This is a genomic window from Pseudomonas sp. FJ2-5-13, from assembly GCF_029201605.1.
GTDB classification, from domain to species: domain Bacteria; phylum Pseudomonadota; class Gammaproteobacteria; order Pseudomonadales; family Pseudomonadaceae; genus Aquipseudomonas; species Aquipseudomonas lactis.
Window position 1 is genome coordinate 230,198 of record NZ_CP104045.1, and the last position, 22,642, is coordinate 252,839.

Consider the following 22,642-nt stretch of genomic DNA (forward strand, 5'->3'; position numbering starts at 1 on the left):
GGAAATGAGCCGACGCTACCTCTAACAGTAGGCATGCCGTCACGCGGCCTTGGCCTCGCTTTCATCCGTTCCTGGAACGGTCTTAACCACGTAGCAGCGTTGAGGCCCTAACCCGGGCAGGCGAATCAAGCTGTACGCCTTTCCGTCGCTTCCCGGCTCAAGCACGCCCCGTTGCAGCAGCTCCTTGTTCACAGCACTGATGTTCATGCCCTTAAAGATCTCGGCCCTCCAGGCTTCAGGCAGCACGTAGTAGGTGTTGGTGGTATGCAGGGCATCGCCCATGCCGTGTTCCATCGTCTTGCGAAAGCCCAACCGATCAATCGTGCGTGGGCCGTGCTCATCGATCTTGGCGGCGGCAGATTCCCAGCGGGTAAAGCGACTTTCTCCAAAGCGCTCAATGACCTGTCTCAGTCGCGCCAAAATCGCATCGCCCTCGAAATTTCCGGCGCCGCCACGCTCGGCTAGCCACGCATGCAGACAAACCCGTGCGGCGGTCGTGGCCGTGCCGTCCGGCCAACCGGTGACGCCGAAGGCGGTGGCCAACTCTCCGGCCGCTGCGGCGAGGCCGAAGCGAAGGGCGGCACGTTGCGCCTGACCACTGGCCGACGCGGGCAGGTTTTGGGTGATGAACTGTTCCACCGTGCGACGAACGATCACCGACCACCTGAGCATTTCTCCAGGCGCACACAGCTCGTGCAGGAAGGCGGTGAGGGGTGTGCCGTAGTATTTGGCTACTCGGGCCTTTAGCGCATCAGAGAGGGCAGCCGCATCCTCAAAACCATTCAGCACATCGAACATGCCGAGCCCTTTGCTGGCATCCGCAGGCACGGCGAGCATGCGCACCTCCATACCGGCTTTCAGCTCCTTGTTGGCATCCGCCATGTGCTGCGCCAACGTCTTCTCGCCGGTCGAGAGAAACAGCAAGCGCCACTCCTGCACCTGTCGGCCCGCTTGTCCTCGATCATTTGCCCGGGCCTTACCGGTCCCGTTGCCGAGCATGTAGACCGTCTCGCCAATAATGCGCGGGTCACACATGCCGATTTCATCCAGCACCAGAAGTCCGTCCGAATGTGCAGCGGCGATGGACTCCAGGGCGTTATCTGTCGAGCGCCACGAACGCACCAGGCGCGGCCCGCCATAAACCGAGGCAGCAACTTGCAGGTGGGTGGTCTTGCCCCCGGAACTGTCGCCGTAGAGATGAAAGCCGCCTGACTCATGCCCGAGCATGTTCAACAGCGGGCCTGCAAAGGCCACAGAGACTACAAACGCCAAGCGATGGTTACCAACACACAGTGCGCCGATTTGCTGCTGCCATTGCTCCAGAGAGCCCGCCTGACTGATCGGTGGCAACTGCGCACCGGCTTCGTAAAAATGCAGGTGTTCGGCGTGCGAGCCGATCTGTTGTTCGGGCAACAGAAACGCATTGTCGTGCCAGCCCAGACGCGTTACCAAACGTGCGCGCTGGGCGCTGTCGAAGCCACCGAGATAGCTCTGCAGGTCATTTCGGGCATTGCGCCCCGACCGACTCCCGGCAAGGCGTAAGCCCATGTCTACCAGCGGGCCAAGTACGTCCTTACCGAAGTCGCCGGTCATGGTTCGGGCCGGAATGTTCCAGCGTTTTTTGGCGCCGTCCGGGTCGTCGAACTCAACCAGCAAGCCCCAGTTGTGGCCCTTGTCGTCACGAGTGCGGGCGATGATTTCCAGAGGCGAGCACACGGGGCGCGCCTCGCCATCATCGCCGGAATAAAAGACCCCTTCAGGCGTCAGGCGAAAGCCGCCCGGCAACAGGTCGGTTTTCGATTTGGCAGGGCGTTTGGCGGGCGTCTTGGCCTTCTGTTCTTGAGGCTCAGTGGTCTCAGTGGCACCGCCGAAAAACTCACCGCTACGCACCAGCTGGGCGACGTGGTCTGCGGTCCAGCCTTTGGCTACTGCATCCGCTGCATCGTCGCCGTCTGCCCATTTTCCACCCTTGATCAGCGTAGGCTTGCCGCCTTTGCTGCTGGGCTTGAGCTTGAACACGTCGAGCGAGATTCGTTGTACTGACTCGGCTCCCAGCTCAATCAGCTTGAGCTCGATGGCGTCCATGCAGGTCATGCCGCTGGCATCGTTATCCGGCCACAGCAACACAGTGCGCCCTTTGAGCGGTGTCAGGTCGGCCTTGTGCCAAGAGTTGGAGCCGTTCGGCCAGCACGTGGCGACGTGTTCCGGCATCAGTTGAGCAGCGGCGTCAGCAGCCTTCTCGCCTTCACACAACACCACTGGCGCATCGGCGCGCTGTGCCAGCTCATCCAGGCGCAGCAGTGGCCGAGGCTCCGGCAATCCTTGCCAGCGCCATTGCGTGGTTTGCCCATCGGAGCGCTTGCACCAGGTCAACGGCGCAAAGACCTTTCTCGGTTTGCCGTCTTCATCGGGATCGAGGTCGAAGCGATACAGCGCCATGACCGGCTGGCCCTGCACATCGCGATAGATCCACACCTTGGATGGGACGCCGTGTTGTCGGTGCTTGGTTGGGCACTTGTTCATGGCCTCCGCTGGGATCGGCTGAATCGCGACCCACTCAGGCACTGCGCTTTTCGTCGGTGCGCTTTTGGTAGTTGCAGATCCTGCGGAAACGTTGAGCAGGTCCGCCAGCTTTTTGCAGGCATCAACGTCCGTGCCGCCGTCGATGTAGCGCACCAGGTCGATCAGGTCACCGCCCTTATCGCCGGTGGCAAAATCCGCCCAGGTGCCTTTGCTCAAATTGACCTTGAGCGAGCCTGCACGTTTGTCCGTGCGCGTTGGGTTTGGTGCGGTGTATTCCTTGCCGCCGTCGACGCGTTTGCCATTCGGCAGCCAATGAGTAAGGACGCGGTCGATGTTCTTCAGGGCAGCGCTTTTCACGTCGGCAAAGCTGGGGCGTTTTGAAGTGTTGCCGGTGCGTTGAGTCATAGGGCGACCCTCGACTCAAGCAACGCCTCGTTCACGTCGTCGATTAGCGCCTTAGCCATCTCGCCGAGGTAGAACGCAGGCCAACTAAAACGCTCGCCCGCATCGCTGATGGCGGCGTCGAGGATCAGTTGATTGGCGTGGTGCAGAATCTGGGAGACGGCTTCAAGTGCGTCTTCCAGCGGGATACCGGCATTCACCCGAAACAGGTTCTGGCCGTTACCGTTGGCAGGGGAAAACTCGGAGCGTCCACGCGTGCTGGAGTGGGTCACAGAGCACCGCCTTTCTGGCCCATCGGCACAGAGGAGGCATCACCGTACATGGTGAGTGTTTTGATCAAGCCCAAGGTGCCACGCACGTCCCAAATAACGGACGACAGCACGCGGTTGGAAAGCAAGGGTTTATCGCCGTCTAAGTGATCTTCCAACAGCATGAGGACTGAGTCGGCACGGTCGAGCGCACAGGTGATGGCGTCGATAGGCAGACCGGCTTCGGCGTCCGGGCTGACGCAGAGTAGATCCTCGGGCAGTGCAAGGCCTGGGAGCATGCTCATTGGGCACCCCCTGCGGCTTCCAGGGCGCGAGCCTTGGACATATGGGCGTTGTAACGGGAAAGGCGTATAGCGAGGCTGGAGTTGGCGTGTAAAGCGGCGAGAGCCATTGCTCGATGAGCAGCGGCGCGAATTTTGGACGGATTGAGGGCGTGCATCTGGTAAAGCTCCTGTATGTGAGGAGCTGCCACGGTTCGCCGCTAAACGAATTAGGGTGGCAGCTGTGCGCGGGTTAGCGGACCGGGCATACAGGACCCCGGCAGACCCGAAGGTCTCCCACGCACAGCCACCATAAACGAGAGTCGCAGGCACAAAAAAAGCGCATGCAATCGAGTCGGAAGCGCTTGTGCGCCTGTATGTGCTCGGGCCGCTAAACCCGGTCGCTGAATTTGCAGCGACGGCCAGAGAGTAACGTCCGTTTTTTGAAAGTGCAACTGTGCAGATCACTTGCGGATTTTTTCGACGCGGCATAAATTGATCAGGCATGTAGATTTACCTCAACGCCTCCGGTTGCCGCCGGGGGCGTTTTCGTTAGTGCTGGGAGGCGTTACGACTCAAGTTCATCCAGAACAAGTGATTGCCATGCCGGGAGTTTGTAAGCATCAGCTCCAGCGCAGTCACGTTGGCTTGAACACTCGGAATGAGCTGCTCGGTATCCTCAACCAGCATCCCTTCTGGCGGCTCGATTGAGAGCATCACCCACTCGCGAGATGGCCAGACGAGAAGCATTACGTGAGCCCCTTTTGATATGGCGTCATCGCGCAATGTGCGGAGGCGGTCTTGGCCTTTGGCAGTAACGTTGGGTAGAAGGCCGATGCCGAGTAAGTCACCGGTGTCCGAAGTTGTTTGTGGCAGGAACATAGGAGTCATGCAGCCACCCTGTCGCGAGCAGCGATGCGTGCGTGAGTCCAATCCAAAACTTCAGAAAGGACCCATGCGACGGGCGCCCCCCGAGCGGTGCTGTCGGTGAGCTTTACTGCTTGTGGAAAGCCGCTTTCAGGCTGGCTCATGAGCTTGTAAATGGTGGGGCGGGCGAGGCCTACAATGGCCATTACTTCAGTAACTCTGATTAACCTTGTTGCGGGCGCCAGATTTTTGATGTGTACGGGTTTGGAGGGGAGAGAGCTCGTCATAGTCGTGCCTGTAAAGTGAAAGACAGGCACAGACTAAGAGGCAAAAAAAAAGCAAACATGGTTTGCTTTTCTTCCACTGCATAAAAATTATCTTGGTAGAAAACCGCCTTTCTTTAGGTATTTCCTTACGGTTGGTATAGAGCCCTTGCCCTGTTTAACGAGTATTTTGACGAGGTCGGCCGCTGATATTTTGGGGTCAATAGCGATTTGCTTTATTGCCGATTTGCTTATCTCTTCAAAAAGCTTTTTGGTGTTCTCTTGCTTCGCTGTCCCCGGCTTGCTGTTGGCTTTCCCGGCTGCTTTGGCTCTTTCCGACGCTTTTGCTGCAAATGCCTGATCCAGTGCAGTTCGCAGAAACCGAGATGCGCTCAAGTCGTTCCGGAGGTTGTCCGTGTGGTCAGCTTCTTGGTATAGCGAAGCTAACATCAATGCTTTTGAGGTCTCGCCATACCGAATGGCGAACTCCTCCCGGGCCTCTATTTCAAGTTCGCTGCTACGCTCCCTTTCCCTTTTGAGGAGAGAAGCATACTGGGTGGCGTCAGTCAGCCTGATCTGTTCGACTAGATCATAGTCAAGGTCGTAAAGACGCAGCTCTAGGTTGAAAAGCCAGTTGCCTAGTGCCGTTACTGCCTCGACTGCCTGAATGAGCGCATAGGTTGCTACAAGCTGGGTGTCGCTGGCTGGGTGATTGATCCCTAGGACGCCTCGAATGACTCTAGGTAGTGAGGTCGCTTCGGAAAAACAAACGTGCTGATCAATCACGCTTCGAAGGTGAAACATCTTCGTCGTAGTTGATTCTGCGCAGTCAGCGTAGCGACCGTCCTCTAGCCAGTAGGACATCGCGTTGTCGATGCAGTGAAACGCATCGCTAAATCTTTCGGAGAATTGGTGATACAACGACAACGTGCGAACAGCGATTTCAACATCGTCGAGATCCCAAAGTAGACAGTCGACATCTACGCCGGCGATCTCTAGCTCCACACCTAGCTCAGTTTCCATTTAGGTCTCCCCGCCGCCCCGAGGCCAGTGAGCTAACGCAGCGATTTTCGGATGGAAACGCCGATGCCAGCAGGGTTGCGGGTGTGGCCTTTCTGTAACACGACTGCTCGATGTAACACGTGGTGTTCACAGACTTCGCATTGCGTGTAACGCTGAATATTTTCAATAAAAACAATGTCTTGAGTGAGTGCGTAACACGCGTAACACCCGTAACGCTATTTTTTAGGGGGTACAGGGTTAGCTGCTTCACACGACCTTCCCAAATTGACCGTGCACTACATTTCCGGCCACTAGGGAATCAAGATGATCGGCGTACCACTGCATCATCACTCTGCGCTGAGGGAGGTACACCGCTTTGTTATAGACCCCGGCGATCCCCTCCTTTGCATGAGAGAGCTGTGCCTCAATGTGATTCTCATCGAAACCCTGCTCATTGAGTATGGTGCTCGCGATGTGACGAAAGCCATGGCCTGTTTGCCGACCGGCATATCCCAGTCTGCGGAGCGCCATTAGAAAGACGGTGTTGCTACGGGGGATTGTCCTGTCTTTCCTGCCTGGAAATAGGAGAGGGTACGCACCTGTAAGTGTTCGTAATTCAGCGAGCGCTTCGATTGCCTGCCGAGAGAGAGGCACCACATGTTCGCGACGACGTTTCATTCGCTCGGCTGGGATCGTCCATAGCTTTTTGGAGAGATCGATTTCTGACCAGCGTGCTTCTCGGATTTCGCTAGGGCGCGATGCTAATAAGGAAAGCAAGCGAAGCCCTATACGAACGTCCTTTGCGTGAGGGTAGGAGTTGATCGCTCGAAGTAGCGCAGGCAGTTCTTCAATCGAAACGTGTGCATAGTTTTCAGCGCTACGTGATTGCAGGAATTTGCTGAGACCTTCAAGGGGGTTGTGGACGGCTCGTCCTGTTACGCGGGCCAGGTCATAGATCTCCTTGCAAAAGGCACGAACTCGGCCCATTTGTTCAATGATCCCCTTCTGCTCCATGCCGCGTAGAAATTCCATCCATTCCAGGGGCAATATTTCTGTGTACACGCGTTTTCCGAAGACGGGGAACACATGAAGCTCAAGTGCGCCAAGTACCCGTCGAGACGTACCTGATTCCCAGCTTGTGCGTCTGGCCTCAAACCACTCGCGCCCTAACGCTTCAAAGGTGTTGTTGGCAGCAACCTGGTCTGCAACCTTCCGAGCGTGCTTACTCACCAATGGATTTTTGCCGGTCGATGCGTCTTCACGCAGTTGAGCTGCTTTCTGTCTCGCCAATGAGCCACTGATTTCCGGGTAGCCGCCCAGACCCAGCCAAGACCATTTTCCGTCTGGCTTTTTGTAGCGCAGCTCCCATGATTTCTGCCCGTTAGGTTTCACCCGGAAGTACAGGCCATTCCCGTCCTGCTCCCGATACGTTGTGTGCTCAGGCTCCAGGCCTGCAAGCGTGGTGTCTGCTAAGGGGCGGCGTTTGATTTCAGTGCGCTTCACTTCCTGTATGCCTCCAGTTATAGGAATCTCAAAGCATACACGTGGGCATACACGGCGGGAAGTTATAGGGGTAGACAGGGATGGATAGCCAGAAACAAGAAAGCCCGCACAGGGCGGGCTTCTTGGGGTGTTTCGTAGACTGTCTGAGACAGCCCGAGACTGCTATATGGTGCACCCGGCGGGATTCGAACCCACGACCCCTGCCTTCGGAGGGCAGTACTCTATCCAGCTGAGCTACGGATGCTTGTGCGGGCGACATCATACCCATGTCGACCTGATGCGTCCATTCCGGTATTCCCCCCGCCCCCTGTCGTCCATTTCCGACAAAAAATGGCTAATTGCCACCCTCATTCACAACTCCCCGCGCCGCACGTCCCTTTGTTTGCTTTGCTCTTGTGGCTTTACACCGCTTCCACGCCGCAATTCCTCAGGTGAACGCATGCATTCCAAAGGAACCGTGATGCTCGATCTCCCGCTCAGACAAACCCTGCTGGCTCGCTCCGATTTGTTTCGAGGTATGCCGGAGCATCTCTTGCGCTACGTCGCCACCCATATGGTGGAGCGCACGCTGGATGATCGTGAGCTGTTGTATTTCAAGGACGACACCCTCGAGTTCATTGCGTTGGTGGTGGAGGGTCGGATTTATTCGGTGGTGCATGGGCCGGATGGGCGCGAGCAGATTATCGGCAGTACCGGGGCCGGGCAGGTGGTGGGGGAGACGGCGTTGATCAAGGATCATGGGCGCGAGTCTTCTACCTTTGCCAGCGGGCCTACGCGTTTGTTGCAGTTGGGTAGCCGGCATTTTGCTGTGTTGTTTGAGGAGCCGGTGTTTCTGCGGCGTTTGTTGATGCTGATGATGCTGCGGTTGCTGCACGTCATCGAGTTGTTGGAGTTGGTGTGCCTGCATCGGCTGGAGTCGCGGTTGGCGCGGTTTTTGTTGGCCAACCTGGGCGAGATCGACCTGGCGTTGGCTTTGCCCAGTGTGTCGTTGCCCGCAAGCCAGGGGGTGTTGGCGTCGATGCTGAATACCAGTCGCCCCAAGTTGAATGTGCAGCTGCAAGTGTGGCGGCGCAGTGGGGTGATCAGCGGCGATCTGGAGCGCATGGTGATCAACGATGTTGAGCAGTTGCGGCGCAAGGCTTTTGCGCTGAATTAGTTGTGGTGGTGTTCCCCAGGTAACAGCGTACCCCCGTCGAGCCCTCGCAGACTGGCCCTTCATCAAGGATGCACAGGAGTGCTGGCGATGGGGATGACTGTTCAGTTTAAGGATCAATGGGCCGCCGATGACCGTTTGTTCGAAGCGAGTTGGCGCGCTGTGCACGGCGAGCTTAGGCGCCGGGCGTTGCGGCGGGCCAAGGGCAATCTGGATCAGGGCCAGGAGTGGTTGGCGGCCACGGCGATCAAGGCCCTGTTGTTTTTTCGGCGCTCGCCGGAGCGCATTCGCGACCCTCAGGGGTTTCTGTTTCTGGTGCTCGACCATGTGTTTCTCGACAGCTTGCGGCGCAGCAAGCGCGAGGGGCGGCTGTTCGATGATTCGGTAGACCTTGAGCACGATCACCTGGCCGCGCTCGCCGCGCCCTGCGCTTCGGTGCTGGAGCGGGTGGAATGCTATGAGCGCCTGGAGCAGCTCGAGGCGCACGTCGCACGGTTACCGCTGTTGCAGCAGCGATTGTTCGAGATGCGTTTTGTCGATGACCTGCCTTACCCGCAAATTGCCGCCGAGCTGCACGTGAAGCTGCCGCTGGTGCGCAAGCGCGTGCAACTGCTGCGCGATGCGTTGCGCTGAAGGTGATTCACACATGCTGGCGTGGGGCGTTCTAGTGGTATGAGCGCAGCACGCCGCCGCTATCCACACCCAAACCTGGGTGAATGCCATCAAGGAGAGATGTATGACAGAGGTCAACAGCCAGATCACCGACGCGGTCACTCAAACCAACGTCAAGGTGGTAGCCGAGGCGCCGGCCCAGGCCATCGCGTCGCTGTACCAGGTGGCCAGCAGCGCGGCGGGCCTGTCGTTGCAGAATGCGGTCAACAGCCAGCAGGCGATGAATCAGATTTCCAACGCGGTGATCTCCAAGGCCGTGGCGCTGATCATGCAGATTGGCGAGAAGGGCTGAGCCCTCGGGAGATCGATTATGTCGTGGTTCAGCAGAAAGAAACCCGCCGCCTCCCAAGCAACGCCCGCCGCCGATCCACCTGCGCCGGCGCCTACCGCACCGGCCTCGCGCTCGATCATGGCGCGCATGAACGAGCACCTGCTCAACCAGGTGAGCGCGCCGTCATCCGACAGCACGGCGGCGCTCAATAGCCAGATTGTGCAGGCGGTGCAGTTCACCAATTCGCAGAACTTTGCCTACGCCCCAGCGCAGATCGCGGTGCCGGCGGACATGATGATCAGCCAGGCGGCCGGGCTGGTGGCGCAAGCGGCGGCGGGGTACTTCGACGGGGTCAGCAAGATCGCGTTGGCGGCCCAGGCCGTGCTGCTCCAGCAAATGACCGAGAACATCGTCAAGGACAACCTGCCAGCCGCTGCCGAAGACGCCCTGGGCGCCTTGGCCACCGACCTGCTGGTGGGCGCCGCTGCCGCCGTGGCTGCCGCTGCCGGTGCGATGGAAGCCGAAGCCGCCAGCGTGGCCATCGACAAGATCGACCAGAGCATCGCCAAGTACGCGAGCACCCTGGCCAACCGGGCCGCGCCAGCGGCTTGAACCGAGCACAGCGCTCCAGCGTTCTGCTGGGGCGGTGCAACAGCAACTTGAAAGCAACTTTTCTTGAGTGAGGAGCGACATCATGCAGCCTGGAGATATTATTTTTTCTGTCAAACAAGATGACGACAGCGCAACGCGGGCGTTTATCAAAGCCGGTCAACTGGTCAAGGCCAAGGTGTTCTCGCAGGACACGACCTACTTGAATGTGGTTCACCCAGCGATTGCGGTGAGCGACACCATGGTGATCGAAAGTGTCGGCAGTGGCCTGGCCCTGACCGACCTGAGCCTGGAAAAGCCGCCGCGCTCGGCGATGGTGTTTTCCTGCGTGGATACCGAGCTGGGCGAGGCGGCGACGGTGGCTGCCAAGCAGTTCTACTTTGACAAGATCGGCGGTGATATTCGGGGCCGCTACAGTGTGTGGAACGCGATGATTTCGGCTTTCCGGCGCTGGACTTCCGATACCAGCCTGGTGACGCGGATCAACGAGTCTATCGACATTGGCAGCGGGTCCTTTTGTTCGCAATTCGCGGCCAACTGCTATGAAGTCGGCAACCTCTACAACGAGGCCAACCTGCTACCGCCTCCGCCTGCCATTTTTCCCAACCAGCCCAGCGCCATCACGCCTGCGGAGTTGGCGACCTTCTGTGATTCTTCGCCACACTTTTACTTTGCCGGTTTCTGGCAGGACAACGTTGAGGTGCGGCTTTAGCGGGCGTGTCGCCGCCAAGGCAGCCCCTAAGGAGGTCGATATGCAACCCTCGGTCCTGTCCACCGACGACCGCCAACGGCTCGAAGCAATGCTGCGCAACCCGCAGGTATTCGCCGGAACGCCCCAGGCCATCGTCGACGAAACCCTCAAGCGCGCCACCCAGGTGCTTGAGCAATCGAAGGCCAACGAACAAGCGCTCAAGACCGCTGCCCAGCAGCGTGAAGCGGCCCTGCGACAGGTGTTGGACGGCGCAGCTCCCGACCAGGACGCGCAACGCAAGGAAGTGCAGGCACTGATCCAAGGGTTGATCGCCCAGATTGAAGCGGCGTTGGGTCCCGCAGCGAAACCCTAAACCAGGTTTCACAGCGCCTGTTTCGCAACGTTCATTGATGAACACGGAATGCACCGTGTACTAAATAAGGAAATTGATCATGCCATTAGTCAACGAGCAAATTACCGACGCGGTCACCCAGACCAACGTCAAAGTGGTGGCCGAATCGCCTGCGATGGCGATGAGCACTATCTATCAATCCATGGCGCAGGCCACGGCGATTCTGTTCCAGAACGCGGTGTCGGCCCAGCAGCAGCAAAACACCCTGGCCCAGGCGGCCACCAACCAGGGCGTGATGCAGATCTACAGCGTCGATACCACCGCAGGTGCGGCGGCTACCGAGAAAGTCGCCCAGGGCGGCGTGTCGGATAACCTCACCAGCCTGTTGACCGTGCTCAAGTCGTTTCAGCCTTAAGCACTGAGCAATAACGGATGTTGTTCTTTCTCAACCCAGGAGTTTCCACCATGAGTACAGTCAGCCCGCAAATCACCGATGCCGTCACCCAGACCAACGTCAAAGTGGTTGCCGAATCACCCGCGATGGCCATGAGCACCATTTACCAATCCATGGGCCAGGCCACGGCGATTCTGTTCCAGAACTCGGTCTCGGCCCAACAGCAACAAAACACCCTGGCTCAGGCGGCCACCAACCAGGGCGTAATGCAGATCTACAGCGTCGACACCACCGCTGGCGCCGCCGCCACCGAAAAAGTCGCCCAGGGCGGCGTGGCCGACAACTTGACCAGCCTGCTGGCCGTGCTCAAGTCGTTCCAACCTTAAGCTGCAAAGCCCCCAACAGCCCCGGCGCCCACAAGGCTCCGGGGCTGTTGCCGTGTGTGCGTTTGATCCGAAAGATGAGCCCGATGCGCCATAATCGTTCTTTTTTTTGAACAGACTATTGCCCTGCACCCCCATTGATCCTAGGATTCGTTTGAGATTTCAAACGCTCTGTCTCCCGTGCGCTTTCACCTATCCTGGCGTGCTGGACTGATTTCCCTGACGGCAGCCCCAGGCTGATGCCATGTAGGAGCGAGCTTGCTCGCGAAAATCGTTAACGATGACGTCGCGCTTCTGGTTTTACGCGGCGCCTTTGAATTTTTCGCCAGCAAGCTCGCTCCTACAAAGACATCGCCCACAAGGCGCCTTTCAACAACTCTAATTCGCTCCGCGTGCGCGCGGTGCTGTTAAGGAAAGCCGACATGCAGCTTAAAGACACCCAGTTGTTCCGCCAGCAAGCCTTCATTGATGGCGCTTGGGTCGATGCGGACAATGGTCAAACCATCAAGGTCAACAACCCAGCCACGGGCGAGATTCTCGGCACCGTGCCGAAGATGGGCGCCGCGGAAACCCGCCGTGCCATCGAAGCCGCCGACAAGGCCCTGCCAGCCTGGCGCGCACTCACCGCCAAGGAGCGCGCCAACAAGCTGCGCCGTTGGTATGAGCTGCTGATCGAAAACCAGGACGACCTCGGCCGCCTGATGACCCTCGAACAAGGCAAGCCGCTGGCCGAAGCCAAGGGCGAAATCGTCTACGCCGCGTCCTTTATCGAGTGGTTCGCCGAAGAAGCCAAGCGCATCTACGGTGACGTGATCCCCGGCCACCAGCCCGACAAGCGCCTGATCGTGATCAAGCAGCCTATCGGCGTGACCGCAGCCATCACCCCGTGGAACTTCCCTGCGGCGATGATCACCCGCAAAGCCGGCCCGGCCCTGGCCGCCGGTTGCACCATGGTGATCAAGCCCGCCTCGCAAACGCCATTCTCGGCCCTGGCCCTGGTTGAGCTGGCGCACCGCGCCGGTATCCCTCAAGGCGTGCTCAGCGTAGTCACCGGCAGCGCTGGCGACATCGGCGGCGAGCTGACCAGCAACCCCATCGTGCGTAAATTGTCCTTCACCGGCTCGACCGAAATTGGTCGCCAGCTGATGGCCGAATGCGCCAAGGACATCAAGAAAGTTTCCCTGGAGTTGGGCGGTAACGCACCGTTCATCGTGTTCGACGACGCCGACCTGGATAAGGCCGTCGAAGGCGCGATCATCTCCAAGTACCGTAACAACGGCCAGACCTGCGTCTGCGCCAACCGCCTGTACATTCAGGATTCGGTGTACGACGCCTTCGCTGAAAAGCTCAAGGTGGCGGTGACCAAACTGAAGATCGGTAACGGCCTGGAGGACGGCACCACCACCGGCCCGCTGATCGACGAAAAAGCCGTGGCCAAGGTGCAGGAACATATCGCTGATGCCCTGAGCAAAGGCGCCAAGTTGTTGGCCGGTGGCAAGGTGATGGAAGGCAACTTCTTCGAACCGACCATCCTGGTCGACGTGCCGAAAAACGCCGCCGTCGCCAAGGAAGAAACCTTCGGCCCGCTGGCGCCGCTGTTCCGCTTCAAAGACGAAGCCGAAGTGATCGCCATGTCCAACGACACCGAGTTCGGCCTGGCCTCCTACTTCTACGCCCGCGACCTGGGCCGGGTGTTCCGTGTGGCCGAGGCCCTGGAATACGGTATGGTCGGCGTCAACACCGGGTTGATCTCCAACGAAGTGGCGCCGTTCGGCGGCATCAAGGCCTCGGGCCTGGGCCGTGAAGGCTCCAAGTACGGGATCGAGGACTACCTGGAAATCAAATACCTCTGCCTGGGCATCTAAGGCACGGGATTGCAGTAAACGCAGAGGGCACGAGAGCGCTGCCCCTTTGCGTGTTTCACATGGTTATTCGCAGTGGCCGGGAAAGCTGTGGCAGTCGATCATCGCATGCTGCCGTAGTTGCCTCCCCGCCACCTATCCTTGAGCCACGCCGCCCGATGAGCGGCGAATGAGGACTTTATGAGCAAGACCAACGCATCCCTGATGAAACGCCGTGAAGCCGCTGTACCGCGCGGTGTTGGCCAGATTCACCCGATCTTCGCCGACTCCGCGAAGAACGCCACCGTGACCGACGTTGAAGGTCGCGAGTTCATCGACTTCGCCGGTGGTATCGCCGTGCTGAACACCGGCCATGTGCACCCCAAAATCATCGCGGCCGTGACCGAGCAACTCAACAAGCTGACCCACACCTGCTTCCAGGTATTGGCCTACGAGCCCTACGTAGAAGTGTGCGAGAAAGTCGCCGCCAAGGTGCCAGGTGATTTCGCCAAGAAAACCCTGCTGGTCACCACCGGTTCCGAAGCGGTAGAAAACGCCGTGAAAATCGCCCGCGCCGCCACGGGCCGTGCCGGTGTAATCGCCTTCACCGGTGCTTACCACGGCCGCACCATGATGACCCTGGGCCTCACCGGTAAGGTGGTGCCTTACTCGGCCGGCATGGGCTTGATGCCGGGCGGCGTGTTCCGTGCGCTGTACCCCAACGAACTGCACGGTGTGAGCGTCGACGACTCCATCGCCAGCATCGAGCGCATTTTCAAGAACGATGCCGAACCGCGTGATATCGCCGCCATCATCATCGAGCCGGTGCAGGGCGAAGGCGGTTTCTACGTCGCGCCCAAAGCCTTCATGAAGCGCCTGCGCGAACTGTGCGACAAGCACGGCATCCTGCTGATCGCCGACGAAGTGCAAACCGGTGCCGGCCGTACCGGTACCTTCTTCGCCATGGAACAGATGGGCGTTGCCGCCGACCTGACCACCTTCGCCAAATCCATCGCCGGCGGCTTCCCGCTGGCCGGTGTGTGCGGCAAGGCCGAATACATGGACGCCATCGCCCCGGGTGGCCTGGGCGGCACCTATGCCGGTAGCCCGATCGCCTGCGCCGCGGCCCTGGCCGTGATGGAAGTGTTCGAAGAAGAACACCTGCTGGACCGCTGCAAGGCCGTGGGCGAGCGCCTGGTGACTGGCCTCAAGGCCATCCAGGCCAAGTACCCGGTGATCGGCGAAGTGCGTGCCTTGGGCGCGATGATCGCGGTTGAGCTGTTCGAAGACGGCGATACTCACAAGCCAAACGCTGCCGCTGTTGCCTCCGTGGTGGCCAAGGCGCGTGACAAGGGCCTGATCCTGCTGTCCTGCGGTACCTACGGCAACGTATTGCGCGTACTGGTGCCCCTGACCTCGCCGGACGAGCAGTTGGACAAAGGCCTGGCGATCATCGAAGAGTGCTTCTCCGAACTCTGACACGCCCCTGTAGGAGCGAGCTTGCTCGCGAAAAACCCCCAGGCACCGCGTTTCAAAGGCTGCCCGCGTTTTCGTTGACGACCTTCGCGAGCAAGCTCGCTCCTACAAAAAGAAAAAGCAAAAAAACCGCTTCGGCGGTTTTTTTGTGCCTGCTTCATTGTACGCACGCGCCTGCATTGTCTAAGGTGCAAGCATTGCCGATGGAGCGTGCTGGATGACTGCTGTTGATTTACCCGCTGTACCCCGAGTGTTAATCGCCGAAGCAGACCCTTGGTCGCGGGACCTGCTCAAGCAAGTGCTGTTGAATGTGCGCTGTGACGCACGGCTGGATGTGTGCGCCGATGGGCAGCACGCCGCCACGCTGTTGGGCGAAAAAACCTATGACCTGATCCTGGCAGATTGGGAGCTGCCGGGCGTGGATGGCCTGAGCCTGCTGCGCAGCGTGCGCCAGAAGCGTCGCTCGCTGCCGTTTATCTTGCTGAGCAGTCGCAACGACAGCGCCAGCGTGCGCGAAGCCTTGCCTCTGGCGCCCACCGCCTACCTCACCCGCCCACTGAACATGGAAAGCCTGACCCAGCGCCTGCAAGACCTGCTGCTCAACGAAGGCGAAAGCGTGTACTGCGAGATCCCACCGCTGGCGCCGGGCATGACCTTGTCCGCCTTCCTGGAGCGGCGCCGTGAGGTCTGCGATGGGGCGCCACTGCGCGTGGATGTGAAAGCGGCCGTGCAACACAGCCTCGGCCCCGAAGGCCTGGACCTCAAGCAGTTGGAAGACCAGGTACACAGCGACCCGCAAATCACCGCCGTACTGATCGCCGCCGCCAACAGCGCCGGCTACCACGGCACGCCGGTGCAGACCCTGCCAGAAGCCCTGCATAAGTTGGTGCCCGGCCAGAGCATGAACCTCATCCTCGGCCTGGCGCTCAAGCACAACGTAGTGTTGGGTGACCCTGGGCTGGTGGCCTACGCCGAGCGGCACTGGCAACTGTCCCAGGACAGCGCCGACTACGCCCGGCGCCTGGCGCGCATGCTGGAGCTCGATCACGAGCGTTGCTACAGCGCCTGCATCCTGCACCGCTTGGGCGACCTGGCTTTGTTGCGCTGCCTGGAAGACTGGCGCCAGGGCGGCGGTGCCCTGGATGACCAAACCATCGGCGAATGCCTCGACGCCTTTGGCGCCGCCTACGGTTCGGCATTGCGCACACGTTGGCGCTTGCCGCTGGAGTTGCGGCAGTTGATCGCGGGGATCTATTCACTTGAAGGCGGGGTGTATTCGCGCGAAGCCCTGGTGGTGAACCTGGCGGTGCAAATGGCGCGGCTGACCGAGCACGAAGGGCTCGAAGAACTGGCAGGCAGCAAGACCGCACGGCTGCTCAAGGTCGGCTTGCCGGAACTCACCCGAGTGCGCAAAACCTGAAACACCCACCGAACAACTGTGGGAGTTGGCTTGCCTGCGATAGCGGTGTGTCAGTCAAGACGCCATCGCAGGCAAGCCAGCTCCCACAGTTGACCGGTGTTAACCGGCGATAACGCGGTTCTTGCCTTGGCGCTTGGCCTCGTACATCGCCGCATCCGCTCGCGCAAACAGGCCGTCGAGGGTGGAGTCATCTTCGCGCAGGCCGGCCAGGCCCTGGCTGACGGTCACGTTGAATTCATGCCCCTCATAGCTGAACACCAACGCCTGGATCTCCTTGCCCAACCGTTCGGCCACCTGCAGGGCCATCTCCGGTGGGCAACCCGGCAGCACAGCAGCAAATTCTTCGCCGCCAACGCGCCCGAACAGGTCGCCACGGCGCAATACCCCGCGACCGCTCTCGGCGATGCGCCGCAGCACCTGGTCGCCTTCCAGGTGGCCGTAGGTGTCGTTGATGTCTTTGAAATCATCGATGTCCAGCAACAGGAACGCCAGCGGCGTGCCTTGCGCGCAGGCATTGTCGAACGCCTGGTTGGCGAGTTCGAAGAAGTGTCGGCGGTTGCTGCTTTGGGTCAGTACGTCGGTGGTGGCGAGGCGATGCAGTTCCAGCTCAAGTTGCTTCTTTTCGGTGATGTCTTCGGCGATGCCCACCACGATCAGCGCTTCACCGGGCACCACCTGCTGATTGATGTAGCACTTGTCGCTCAACCAGCGGATCTGCCCGTCAGCGGTGATGATGCGGTACTCGCGGTCCTCCACGGCGCCCTGTTCCAGCACGCGGGCCAGGCTGTGCTCGGCGTAGTCGAGGTCTTCGGGGTGGACGCTGTTGCGCCATTCACGGTGGTCGGCCAGCAGCAGGCCGGCGGAGCGGCCAAACAGGCGCTCGTAGGCCGGGCTCACATACAGCACGCGGCGTGTTTCCCAGTCGATGGCCCAGAGCACGGCGTTCACGCTGACCAGCAGGGAGCTGAGCAGTTGCTCGCGCTCACTCAGCCGCTCGACTTCACCTTGAGCATGCATAAGCGCCAACAGGGTCGCCGCCGCGGCCGGGCGCGGCGGCTCTGCGGTGGGCACATCGGGCAGGCTGGGCTTTTCGTGAACCATCGGTACAACTCTCTCTGGGCGCGCCGCAGGTGCAAAAGCGGTCACTACAAGGGGTCACCATGATGGCGAAGTGTTCTTTGAGAGAGGGGAATTGCGGTGAAGTTCCGTGAACGGCGTGGATTGACGGTGCCCGGAAAATGGCGCCAAAAAGCCAGTGCGTGGGAGGGCGAACCCTCCCACGGCGCCCTCACGCCGCTGTAGGACGCAGCGAGTAAGTCTTCAACTGGTGGGCAAAATCGCGCAGGGATTGGATGCCGCTGGCCTCGGCCTCATGCACCCATTCCTTGATCGCAGCCAGCATGTCGTGGCCGTTGGAACTGGTCTTGAGCCAGATCTGCTGCAGCGCCAGGCGCTTTTCGTAGATCACGGTCAGGGCATGGCTATGTTCCAGCATGCTCTGGATGCGCAGGTGGTGGCGGTCTTCCAGCAAGCTGGTTTCCCGCGACAACAGGCGCTTGGCGCGGTGGAACTGGTGGCGTACCGAATGATCGACTTTCTCCAGCTCCTGCTTGACCAGTGGGCCAATCACCAACTTGCGGTATTGGGCCATGATCTGGAAGCGGTTGTTGAGGATCGCCATGGCGGTGTCCATGTCCAGGCTGCCCTTGCCTTCGACGCGGTGGGCGATGGGCGCTACACGCTGCACCTTGGCCAGGCGCAGGAAGCTGAACACTTTGATCCAGGCCCAACCCAGGTCGAATTCCCACTTCTTCACCGACAGCTTCGCCGAGTTGGGGTAGGTGTGGTGGTTGTTGTGCAGCTCTTCGCCGCCGACGATGATGCCCCACGGCACCAGGTTGGTGGCGGCGTCACGGCATTCGAAGTTGCGATAGCCCACGGCATGCCCCAGGCCATTGATCACGCCGGCGGCCCAGAATGGGATCCACATCATCTGGATCGCCCAGATGGTGATACCGATGGTGCCGAACAGCAGCAGGTCGATCACGCCCATGAGCGCCACGCCCAACAGCGGGTAGCGCGTGTAGAGCTTGCGTTCGATCCAGTCGTCCGGGCAGTTTTTGCCGTAGATGCGCAGGGTCTCGGGGTTTTCCGCCTCGGCGCGGTACAACTCGGCACCTTTGCGCAGCACGGTGGACAAGCCCTTGATTACCGGGCTGTGCGGGTCATCGACGGTTTCGCACTTGGCGTGGTGCTTGCGGTGGATGGCGGTCCACTCGCGGGTGTTCTGCGCCGTGGTCAGCCACAGCCAGAAGCGGAAGAAGTGTTTAAGGCCGGCATTGAGCTCAAGCGAGCGATGGGCCGAATAACGGTGCAGATAGACAGTGACCCCAATAATGGTCACGTGGGTCATCAACAGCGTGACTGCCACCAGTTGCCAGGCGGACAGATCAAGAAAACCGTTGTACCACATAGGCTGTATGGCCCTCAGATAAAGTAAAAAACAGCACCCGCATTATCACTTCCTTTGCAGATAAAACCAGTCACCGTTTCAGATAAGACTTACAAAGTGTTTCCTACTCTATAATCCGGATTCTTTGTAGGGCGATTCTGGTTATTTAGTAAGGATTACTAAGCATATGCTGTTTTCATACCGAGGTGCCCTACGTGCGGGGTTGGTATACCTGCTGGTTTCTATCGTTTGGCTCCAGCTCAGCAATTACCTATTAATCAACTTTATCGATGAACCCATGGAGCTGGGGCACTGGCTGCAGGCGCGTGGATACGTGGGGGTCAGCCTCAGCGCGTTGCTCATTTACTGGATAGGCCGGCGTTTTGCCCGCGCCCACGCGTTGCAACAACCCCTGAAAGAGAATCGCGAGCGCCTGCGCCAGGCCGCTGCGGTGTTCGATTGCACCCGCGAAGGGGTGCTGGTCACCGATACTCAGGGGCTGATCGTGCACGTCAACCGCGCGTTCATGGAGATCACCGGCTACCAGCGCCACGACGTGATGGGCCAGCGCCCAAGCCTGTTCAAGTCCGGGCGCCACTCGGCGCATTTCTACGAGCAAATGTTCCAGGCCCTGGAAAGCACCGGCGAATGGAGCGGCGAAATCTGGAACCGACGTAAAAGCGGCGAGGTTTACCCCCAGTGGCAAACCATCCGCGTGATTCACGACGACCAGGGCAAGGTCAGCCACTACGTCGCGGTGTTCTCGGACATCAGCGCCATGAAGAACTCTGAGCACGAATTGGCGCACCTGGCCCATCACGACCCGCTCACCGACCTGCCCAACCGCCTGTTGTTTACCGATCGCGCCGAGCAGGCCCTGGCCTCTGCGCAGGTGCATAAGCGTGGCTGCGCCCTGCTGTTGATGGACCTGGACCACTTCAAGATCATCAACGACAGCCTGGGCCATAACGTCGGCGATCAATTGCTCAAGCTGGTGGCCGAACGCCTGAGCGGCCTGTTTGGGCCGGGGGTGACCCTGGCGCGCCTGGGGGGTGACGAATTTGCCGTGCTGGCCGAAAGCTGCCCGCAGGTGGTGCAAGCGGCGGCCTTGGCGCAGCGCATGCTCAACGCCATGAAGGATCCGTTCATTTTTGACGGCAACCAGCTGTTTATCAGCGCCAGTATCGGTATCAGCCTGTTCCCCAGTGACGCCCTCAGCGCCGAGCAATTGCTGCGCAACGCCGATTCCGCCTTGTTCAAGGCCAAGAGCGCCGGGCGCGAAGGCTACGCGTTGTATACCGAAGAGCTGACCGCTCACGCCCAACACCGAGTGGAAATCGCCGGCGAGCTGCGCCGCGCCCTCGACCAACATGAGCTGCGCGTGTATTACCAGCCGGTGCACGACCTGCACGACAGCCGTTTGGTCGGCGTTGAAGCACTGGTGCGCTGGCAGCACCCGGAACGCGGCCTGGTCCCGCCGGGCGAGTTCATCCCCATCGCCGAGCGCACCGGGCTGATTGCCGACATCGATGCATGGGTGATGGACCAGGCCTGCCGCCAGATGTGCCAATGGTTGGCCGACGGCGCGCCGCTGAGCTTTATCGCAATCAATGTCTCCAGCCGCCTGTTTGCCCGGCGCGAGCTGTATGAGCAAGTGGCCCAAGTGCTGCACGCCACGGGGCTGGATCCGGCCTTCCTGGAGCTGGAAGTCACCGAGAGCGCCGTGATGGACGACCCTGAAGTCGCCCTGGAGCAACTGCACCGCTTGCGCGAACTGGGCCTGCGCCTGGCCATCGACGACTTTGGCACCGGTTATTCCTCGTTGCTGCGCCTCAAACGCCTGCCGGTGCAGAAGCTCAAGATCGACCAGGGCTTTGTGGCGGGCTTGCCATGGGACGAAGACGACGCGGCGATTGTGCGCGTGGTGATCGCCCTGGCCAAAAGCATGGGCATGCAGGTACACGCCGAAGGCATCGAGCAGGTGGAACAGGCGCGGTTCCTGCTGGATCAGGAATGCGACATGGGCCAAGGGTATTGGTTTGGACGGCCGATGCCGGCCCAGGAGATTGATTGGACGCGGGCCCCTCTGATCCGCCAAGACTGACTCGGTCAATGTGGGAGCCGGGCTTGCCCGCGAAGGCGGTGTGTCAGTCACTGCAGGTGTTACTGCACCACCGCTTTCGCAGGCAAGCCAGCTCCCACAGAGGTTCTGCGGCGCCTGTGTGTGTGCGTTTTTTCTGTCGAAAGCCTTGCAACCCCATGCCCTATCAGAAAATTCTTTCTGGTTATATAAACATTCTTAAATAGTATTTTTAAGAATATCCGCGCTTATCTACTATCGCCCTCACGCCGCAAGCAGTGCCGCCACTGCCAGGCACTACTCATTTCAGGAGCGAGACCATGAGCGCATCTCTACGTAGCGTTGACGGCCAGGACGAAGCAGCCATCTTGCGTGAAATCCAGAGCGCCTTGCGCGACCTGCGGTTTGGCGCGGTGGAAATCACCGTGCACAACGCCCAAGTGGTACAGATCGAACGCAAGGAAAAATTCCGTCTGCAGAACCCGGGTAACAAACCCGCCTAAGAACACGTCACCAATAGGAGCGAGCTTGCTCGCGAAAAACGCCAACGATAACGCAGCGCATCAGTTTTAACGCGGTGCTCTTGGGTTTTTCGCGAGCAAGCTCGCTCCTACAGGGTTGCGCCAACATACAAGAATTTCAGGAGCTTCTATGTCGTCGATTCGCCGTTATGCCTTGGCCGCATTGGCCAGTGCCGTGTTTGCCGGTTCCGCCGTTGCCAAGGACTACGAGTTGCTCAACGTTTCGTACGACCCCACTCGTGAGCTGTACCAGGACTACAACGCTGAGTTCACCAGCTTCTGGAAGCAGTCCCACCCCGGCGACAACGTCAAGATCCAGCAGTCCCACGGTGGCTCGGGCAAACAAGGCCGGGCGGTGATCGATGGGCTGCGCGCCGACGTCGTCACCCTGGCCCTGGCCGGTGACATCGACGAAATCGCCAAGCTGGGCAAGACCCTGCCAGAGAACTGGCAGACCCGCTTGCCGGACGCCAGCACGCCGTACACCTCCACCATTGTGTTCCTGGTGCGCAAGGGCAACCCCAAAGGCATCAAGGACTGGGGCGACCTGATCAAGAAAGACGTGTCGGTGATCACGCCCAACCCGAAAACCTCCGGTGGTGCGCGCTGGAACTTCCTCGCCGCCTGGGCCTACGGCCTCAAGGCCGGCGGCAATGAAGCCAAGGCCCAGGAATACGTCAAAGAGCTGTTCAAGCACGTCCCGATACTGGACACCGGCGCGCGCGGTTCTACCATTACCTTCGTCAACAATGGCCAGGGTGACGTGCTGCTGGCGTGGGAAAACGAGGCGTTCCTGGCCTTGAAGGAAGACGGCGGCGCCGACAAATTCGACATCGTCGTGCCGTCCCTGTCGATCCTGGCGGAACCGCCGGTGGCGGTGGTGGACAAGAACGCCGAGAAAAAGGGCAACACCGAGATCGCCACCGCGTACCTCAACCACCTGTACAGCCCGGCGGGCCAGGAGATTGCGGCGAAGAACTTCTACCGTCCACGGGATGAAAAAGTCGCCGCCAAATACGCCCAGCAGTTCCCGAAACTGGACCTGGTGACTATCGACAAAGACTTCGGCGGCTGGAAAACTGCCCAACCGAAATTCTTCAATGATGGTGGTGTGTTCGACCAGATCTACACGGCGCAATAAGCCAAAGTACCTGTAGGGGCCTGACTTTCTGTAGGAACTGGGCTGGTGTGGGAGCTGGCTTGCCTGCGATAGCATCACCGGGGTGTGGCTGATACAC

Annotated in this window: 23 protein-coding genes and 1 tRNA gene; 14 read left to right on the forward strand and 10 right to left on the reverse strand. The window is 59.8% G+C overall.

From position 1 onward, the window contains the following. Positions 1-39: 39 nt before the first annotated feature. The 8 genes from N2A98_RS00960 to N2A98_RS00995 all read right to left on the reverse strand — a co-directional run bounded on the left by N2A98_RS00960 (position 40) and on the right by N2A98_RS00995 (position 7,333). On the reverse strand, positions 40-2,928 hold the full coding sequence (locus N2A98_RS00960; protein ID WP_275622901.1) for a DUF927 domain-containing protein: 2,889 nt from the start codon (positions 2,926-2,928) through the stop codon (positions 40-42). Further along, entirely contained in the window at positions 2,925-3,197 is a 273-nt protein-coding gene (locus N2A98_RS00965) for a DUF3077 domain-containing protein (RefSeq protein ID WP_275622902.1), read from the reverse strand. The genes N2A98_RS00960 and N2A98_RS00965 overlap by 4 nt, the downstream gene beginning before the upstream one ends. Next, positions 3,194-3,478 carry a hypothetical protein gene (locus N2A98_RS00970; RefSeq protein WP_275622903.1) on the reverse strand — a complete coding sequence of 95 codons (285 nt, stop codon included), beginning with the start codon at positions 3,476-3,478 and terminating at the stop codon, positions 3,194-3,196. Before N2A98_RS00970 ends, N2A98_RS00965 begins: the two co-directional genes overlap by 4 nt. 528 nt (positions 3,479-4,006) lie before the next feature. Further along, entirely contained in the window at positions 4,007-4,345 is a 339-nt protein-coding gene (locus N2A98_RS00975) for a hypothetical protein (RefSeq protein ID WP_078740119.1), read from the reverse strand. Continuing rightward, positions 4,342-4,608 (reverse strand): AlpA family phage regulatory protein, encoded by a 267-nt coding sequence (locus tag N2A98_RS00980; RefSeq protein ID WP_275622904.1) that lies wholly within the window; start codon positions 4,606-4,608, stop codon positions 4,342-4,344. Before N2A98_RS00980 ends, N2A98_RS00975 begins: the two co-directional genes overlap by 4 nt. Positions 4,609-4,695: 87 nt before the next feature. Then, entirely contained in the window at positions 4,696-5,607 is a 912-nt protein-coding gene (locus N2A98_RS00985) for a hypothetical protein (protein ID WP_275622905.1), read from the reverse strand. 246 nt (positions 5,608-5,853) lie between these two features. After that, positions 5,854-7,089, reverse strand: a complete 1,236-nt coding sequence (locus N2A98_RS00990) for a tyrosine-type recombinase/integrase (RefSeq protein WP_275622906.1) — start codon at positions 7,087-7,089, stop codon at positions 5,854-5,856. Between the two features lie 167 nt (positions 7,090-7,256). Next, positions 7,257-7,333 (reverse strand) — tRNA-Arg (locus tag N2A98_RS00995). A gap of 216 nt (positions 7,334-7,549) precedes the next feature. Between N2A98_RS00995 and N2A98_RS01000 the strand changes: the two genes are divergently transcribed. The 11 genes from N2A98_RS01000 (at position 7,550) to N2A98_RS01050 (ending at position 16,351) form a co-directional block, all read left to right on the forward strand. Continuing rightward, positions 7,550-8,245, forward strand: a complete 696-nt coding sequence (locus tag N2A98_RS01000; protein ID WP_275622907.1) for a Crp/Fnr family transcriptional regulator — start codon at positions 7,550-7,552, stop codon at positions 8,243-8,245. Between the two features lie 87 nt (positions 8,246-8,332). Then, a complete protein-coding gene (locus N2A98_RS01005; protein WP_177342979.1) occupies positions 8,333-8,875 on the forward strand; it encodes a sigma factor-like helix-turn-helix DNA-binding protein in 543 nt (180 codons plus the stop codon). Between the two features lie 103 nt (positions 8,876-8,978). After that, positions 8,979-9,206, forward strand: a complete 228-nt coding sequence (locus N2A98_RS01010; protein ID WP_003187543.1) for a RebB family R body protein — start codon at positions 8,979-8,981, stop codon at positions 9,204-9,206. Positions 9,207-9,224: 18 nt separating this feature from the next. Next, on the forward strand, positions 9,225-9,797 hold the full coding sequence (locus N2A98_RS01015; RefSeq protein ID WP_047712301.1) for a hypothetical protein: 573 nt from the start codon (positions 9,225-9,227) through the stop codon (positions 9,795-9,797). Positions 9,798-9,879: 82 nt separating this feature from the next. Continuing rightward, on the forward strand, positions 9,880-10,506 hold the full coding sequence (locus tag N2A98_RS01020) for a hypothetical protein (protein ID WP_003187547.1): 627 nt from the start codon (positions 9,880-9,882) through the stop codon (positions 10,504-10,506). 40 nt (positions 10,507-10,546) lie between these two features. Further along, the gene (locus tag N2A98_RS01025) at positions 10,547-10,858 is read left to right on the forward strand and encodes a hypothetical protein (RefSeq protein WP_056782563.1); all 312 of its coding nucleotides are present in this window, start codon (positions 10,547-10,549) and stop codon (positions 10,856-10,858) included. Between the two features lie 79 nt (positions 10,859-10,937). Continuing rightward, complete coding sequence (locus tag N2A98_RS01030; RefSeq protein ID WP_003187550.1) at positions 10,938-11,252, forward strand: RebB family R body protein; 315 nt, start codon at positions 10,938-10,940, stop codon at positions 11,250-11,252. A gap of 50 nt (positions 11,253-11,302) precedes the next feature. Further along, entirely contained in the window at positions 11,303-11,617 is a 315-nt protein-coding gene (locus tag N2A98_RS01035; RefSeq protein WP_003187551.1) for a RebB family R body protein, read from the forward strand. Positions 11,618-12,036: 419 nt separating this feature from the next. Then, a complete protein-coding gene (gene gabD / locus N2A98_RS01040; RefSeq protein WP_275622908.1) occupies positions 12,037-13,479 on the forward strand; it encodes an NADP-dependent succinate-semialdehyde dehydrogenase in 1,443 nt (480 codons plus the stop codon). 177 nt (positions 13,480-13,656) lie between these two features. Next, positions 13,657-14,934, forward strand: a complete 1,278-nt coding sequence (gene gabT / locus N2A98_RS01045) for a 4-aminobutyrate--2-oxoglutarate transaminase (protein ID WP_014716416.1) — start codon at positions 13,657-13,659, stop codon at positions 14,932-14,934. A gap of 214 nt (positions 14,935-15,148) precedes the next feature. Then, positions 15,149-16,351: an HDOD domain-containing protein gene (locus N2A98_RS01050; protein ID WP_275622909.1), complete on the forward strand. Its 1,203-nt coding sequence runs from the start codon at positions 15,149-15,151 to the stop codon at positions 16,349-16,351. A gap of 99 nt (positions 16,352-16,450) precedes the next feature. Here N2A98_RS01050 and N2A98_RS01055 read toward each other — a convergent pair whose 3' ends face one another. After that, positions 16,451-17,452 (reverse strand): sensor domain-containing diguanylate cyclase, encoded by a 1,002-nt coding sequence (locus tag N2A98_RS01055; RefSeq protein ID WP_034134599.1) that lies wholly within the window; start codon positions 17,450-17,452, stop codon positions 16,451-16,453. Between the two features lie 187 nt (positions 17,453-17,639). Beyond that, entirely contained in the window at positions 17,640-18,824 is a 1,185-nt protein-coding gene (gene desA, locus N2A98_RS01060) for a delta-9 fatty acid desaturase DesA (RefSeq protein WP_032894197.1), read from the reverse strand. Between the two features lie 166 nt (positions 18,825-18,990). Here desA and dibA point away from each other — a divergent pair, with 166 nt between their 5' ends. The 3 genes from dibA (at position 18,991) to N2A98_RS01075 (ending at position 22,545) form a co-directional block, all read left to right on the forward strand. Continuing rightward, positions 18,991-20,907 (forward strand): phosphodiesterase DibA, encoded by a 1,917-nt coding sequence (dibA, locus tag N2A98_RS01065; RefSeq protein WP_275622910.1) that lies wholly within the window; start codon positions 18,991-18,993, stop codon positions 20,905-20,907. A gap of 296 nt (positions 20,908-21,203) precedes the next feature. Further along, positions 21,204-21,386: a sulfur starvation response protein OscA gene (gene oscA / locus N2A98_RS01070; RefSeq protein WP_010565387.1), complete on the forward strand. Its 183-nt coding sequence runs from the start codon at positions 21,204-21,206 to the stop codon at positions 21,384-21,386. A 148-nt stretch (positions 21,387-21,534) separates the two neighbouring features. Then, complete coding sequence (locus N2A98_RS01075) at positions 21,535-22,545, forward strand: sulfate ABC transporter substrate-binding protein (RefSeq protein WP_275622911.1); 1,011 nt, start codon at positions 21,535-21,537, stop codon at positions 22,543-22,545. Positions 22,546-22,642 lie beyond the last annotated feature (97 nt).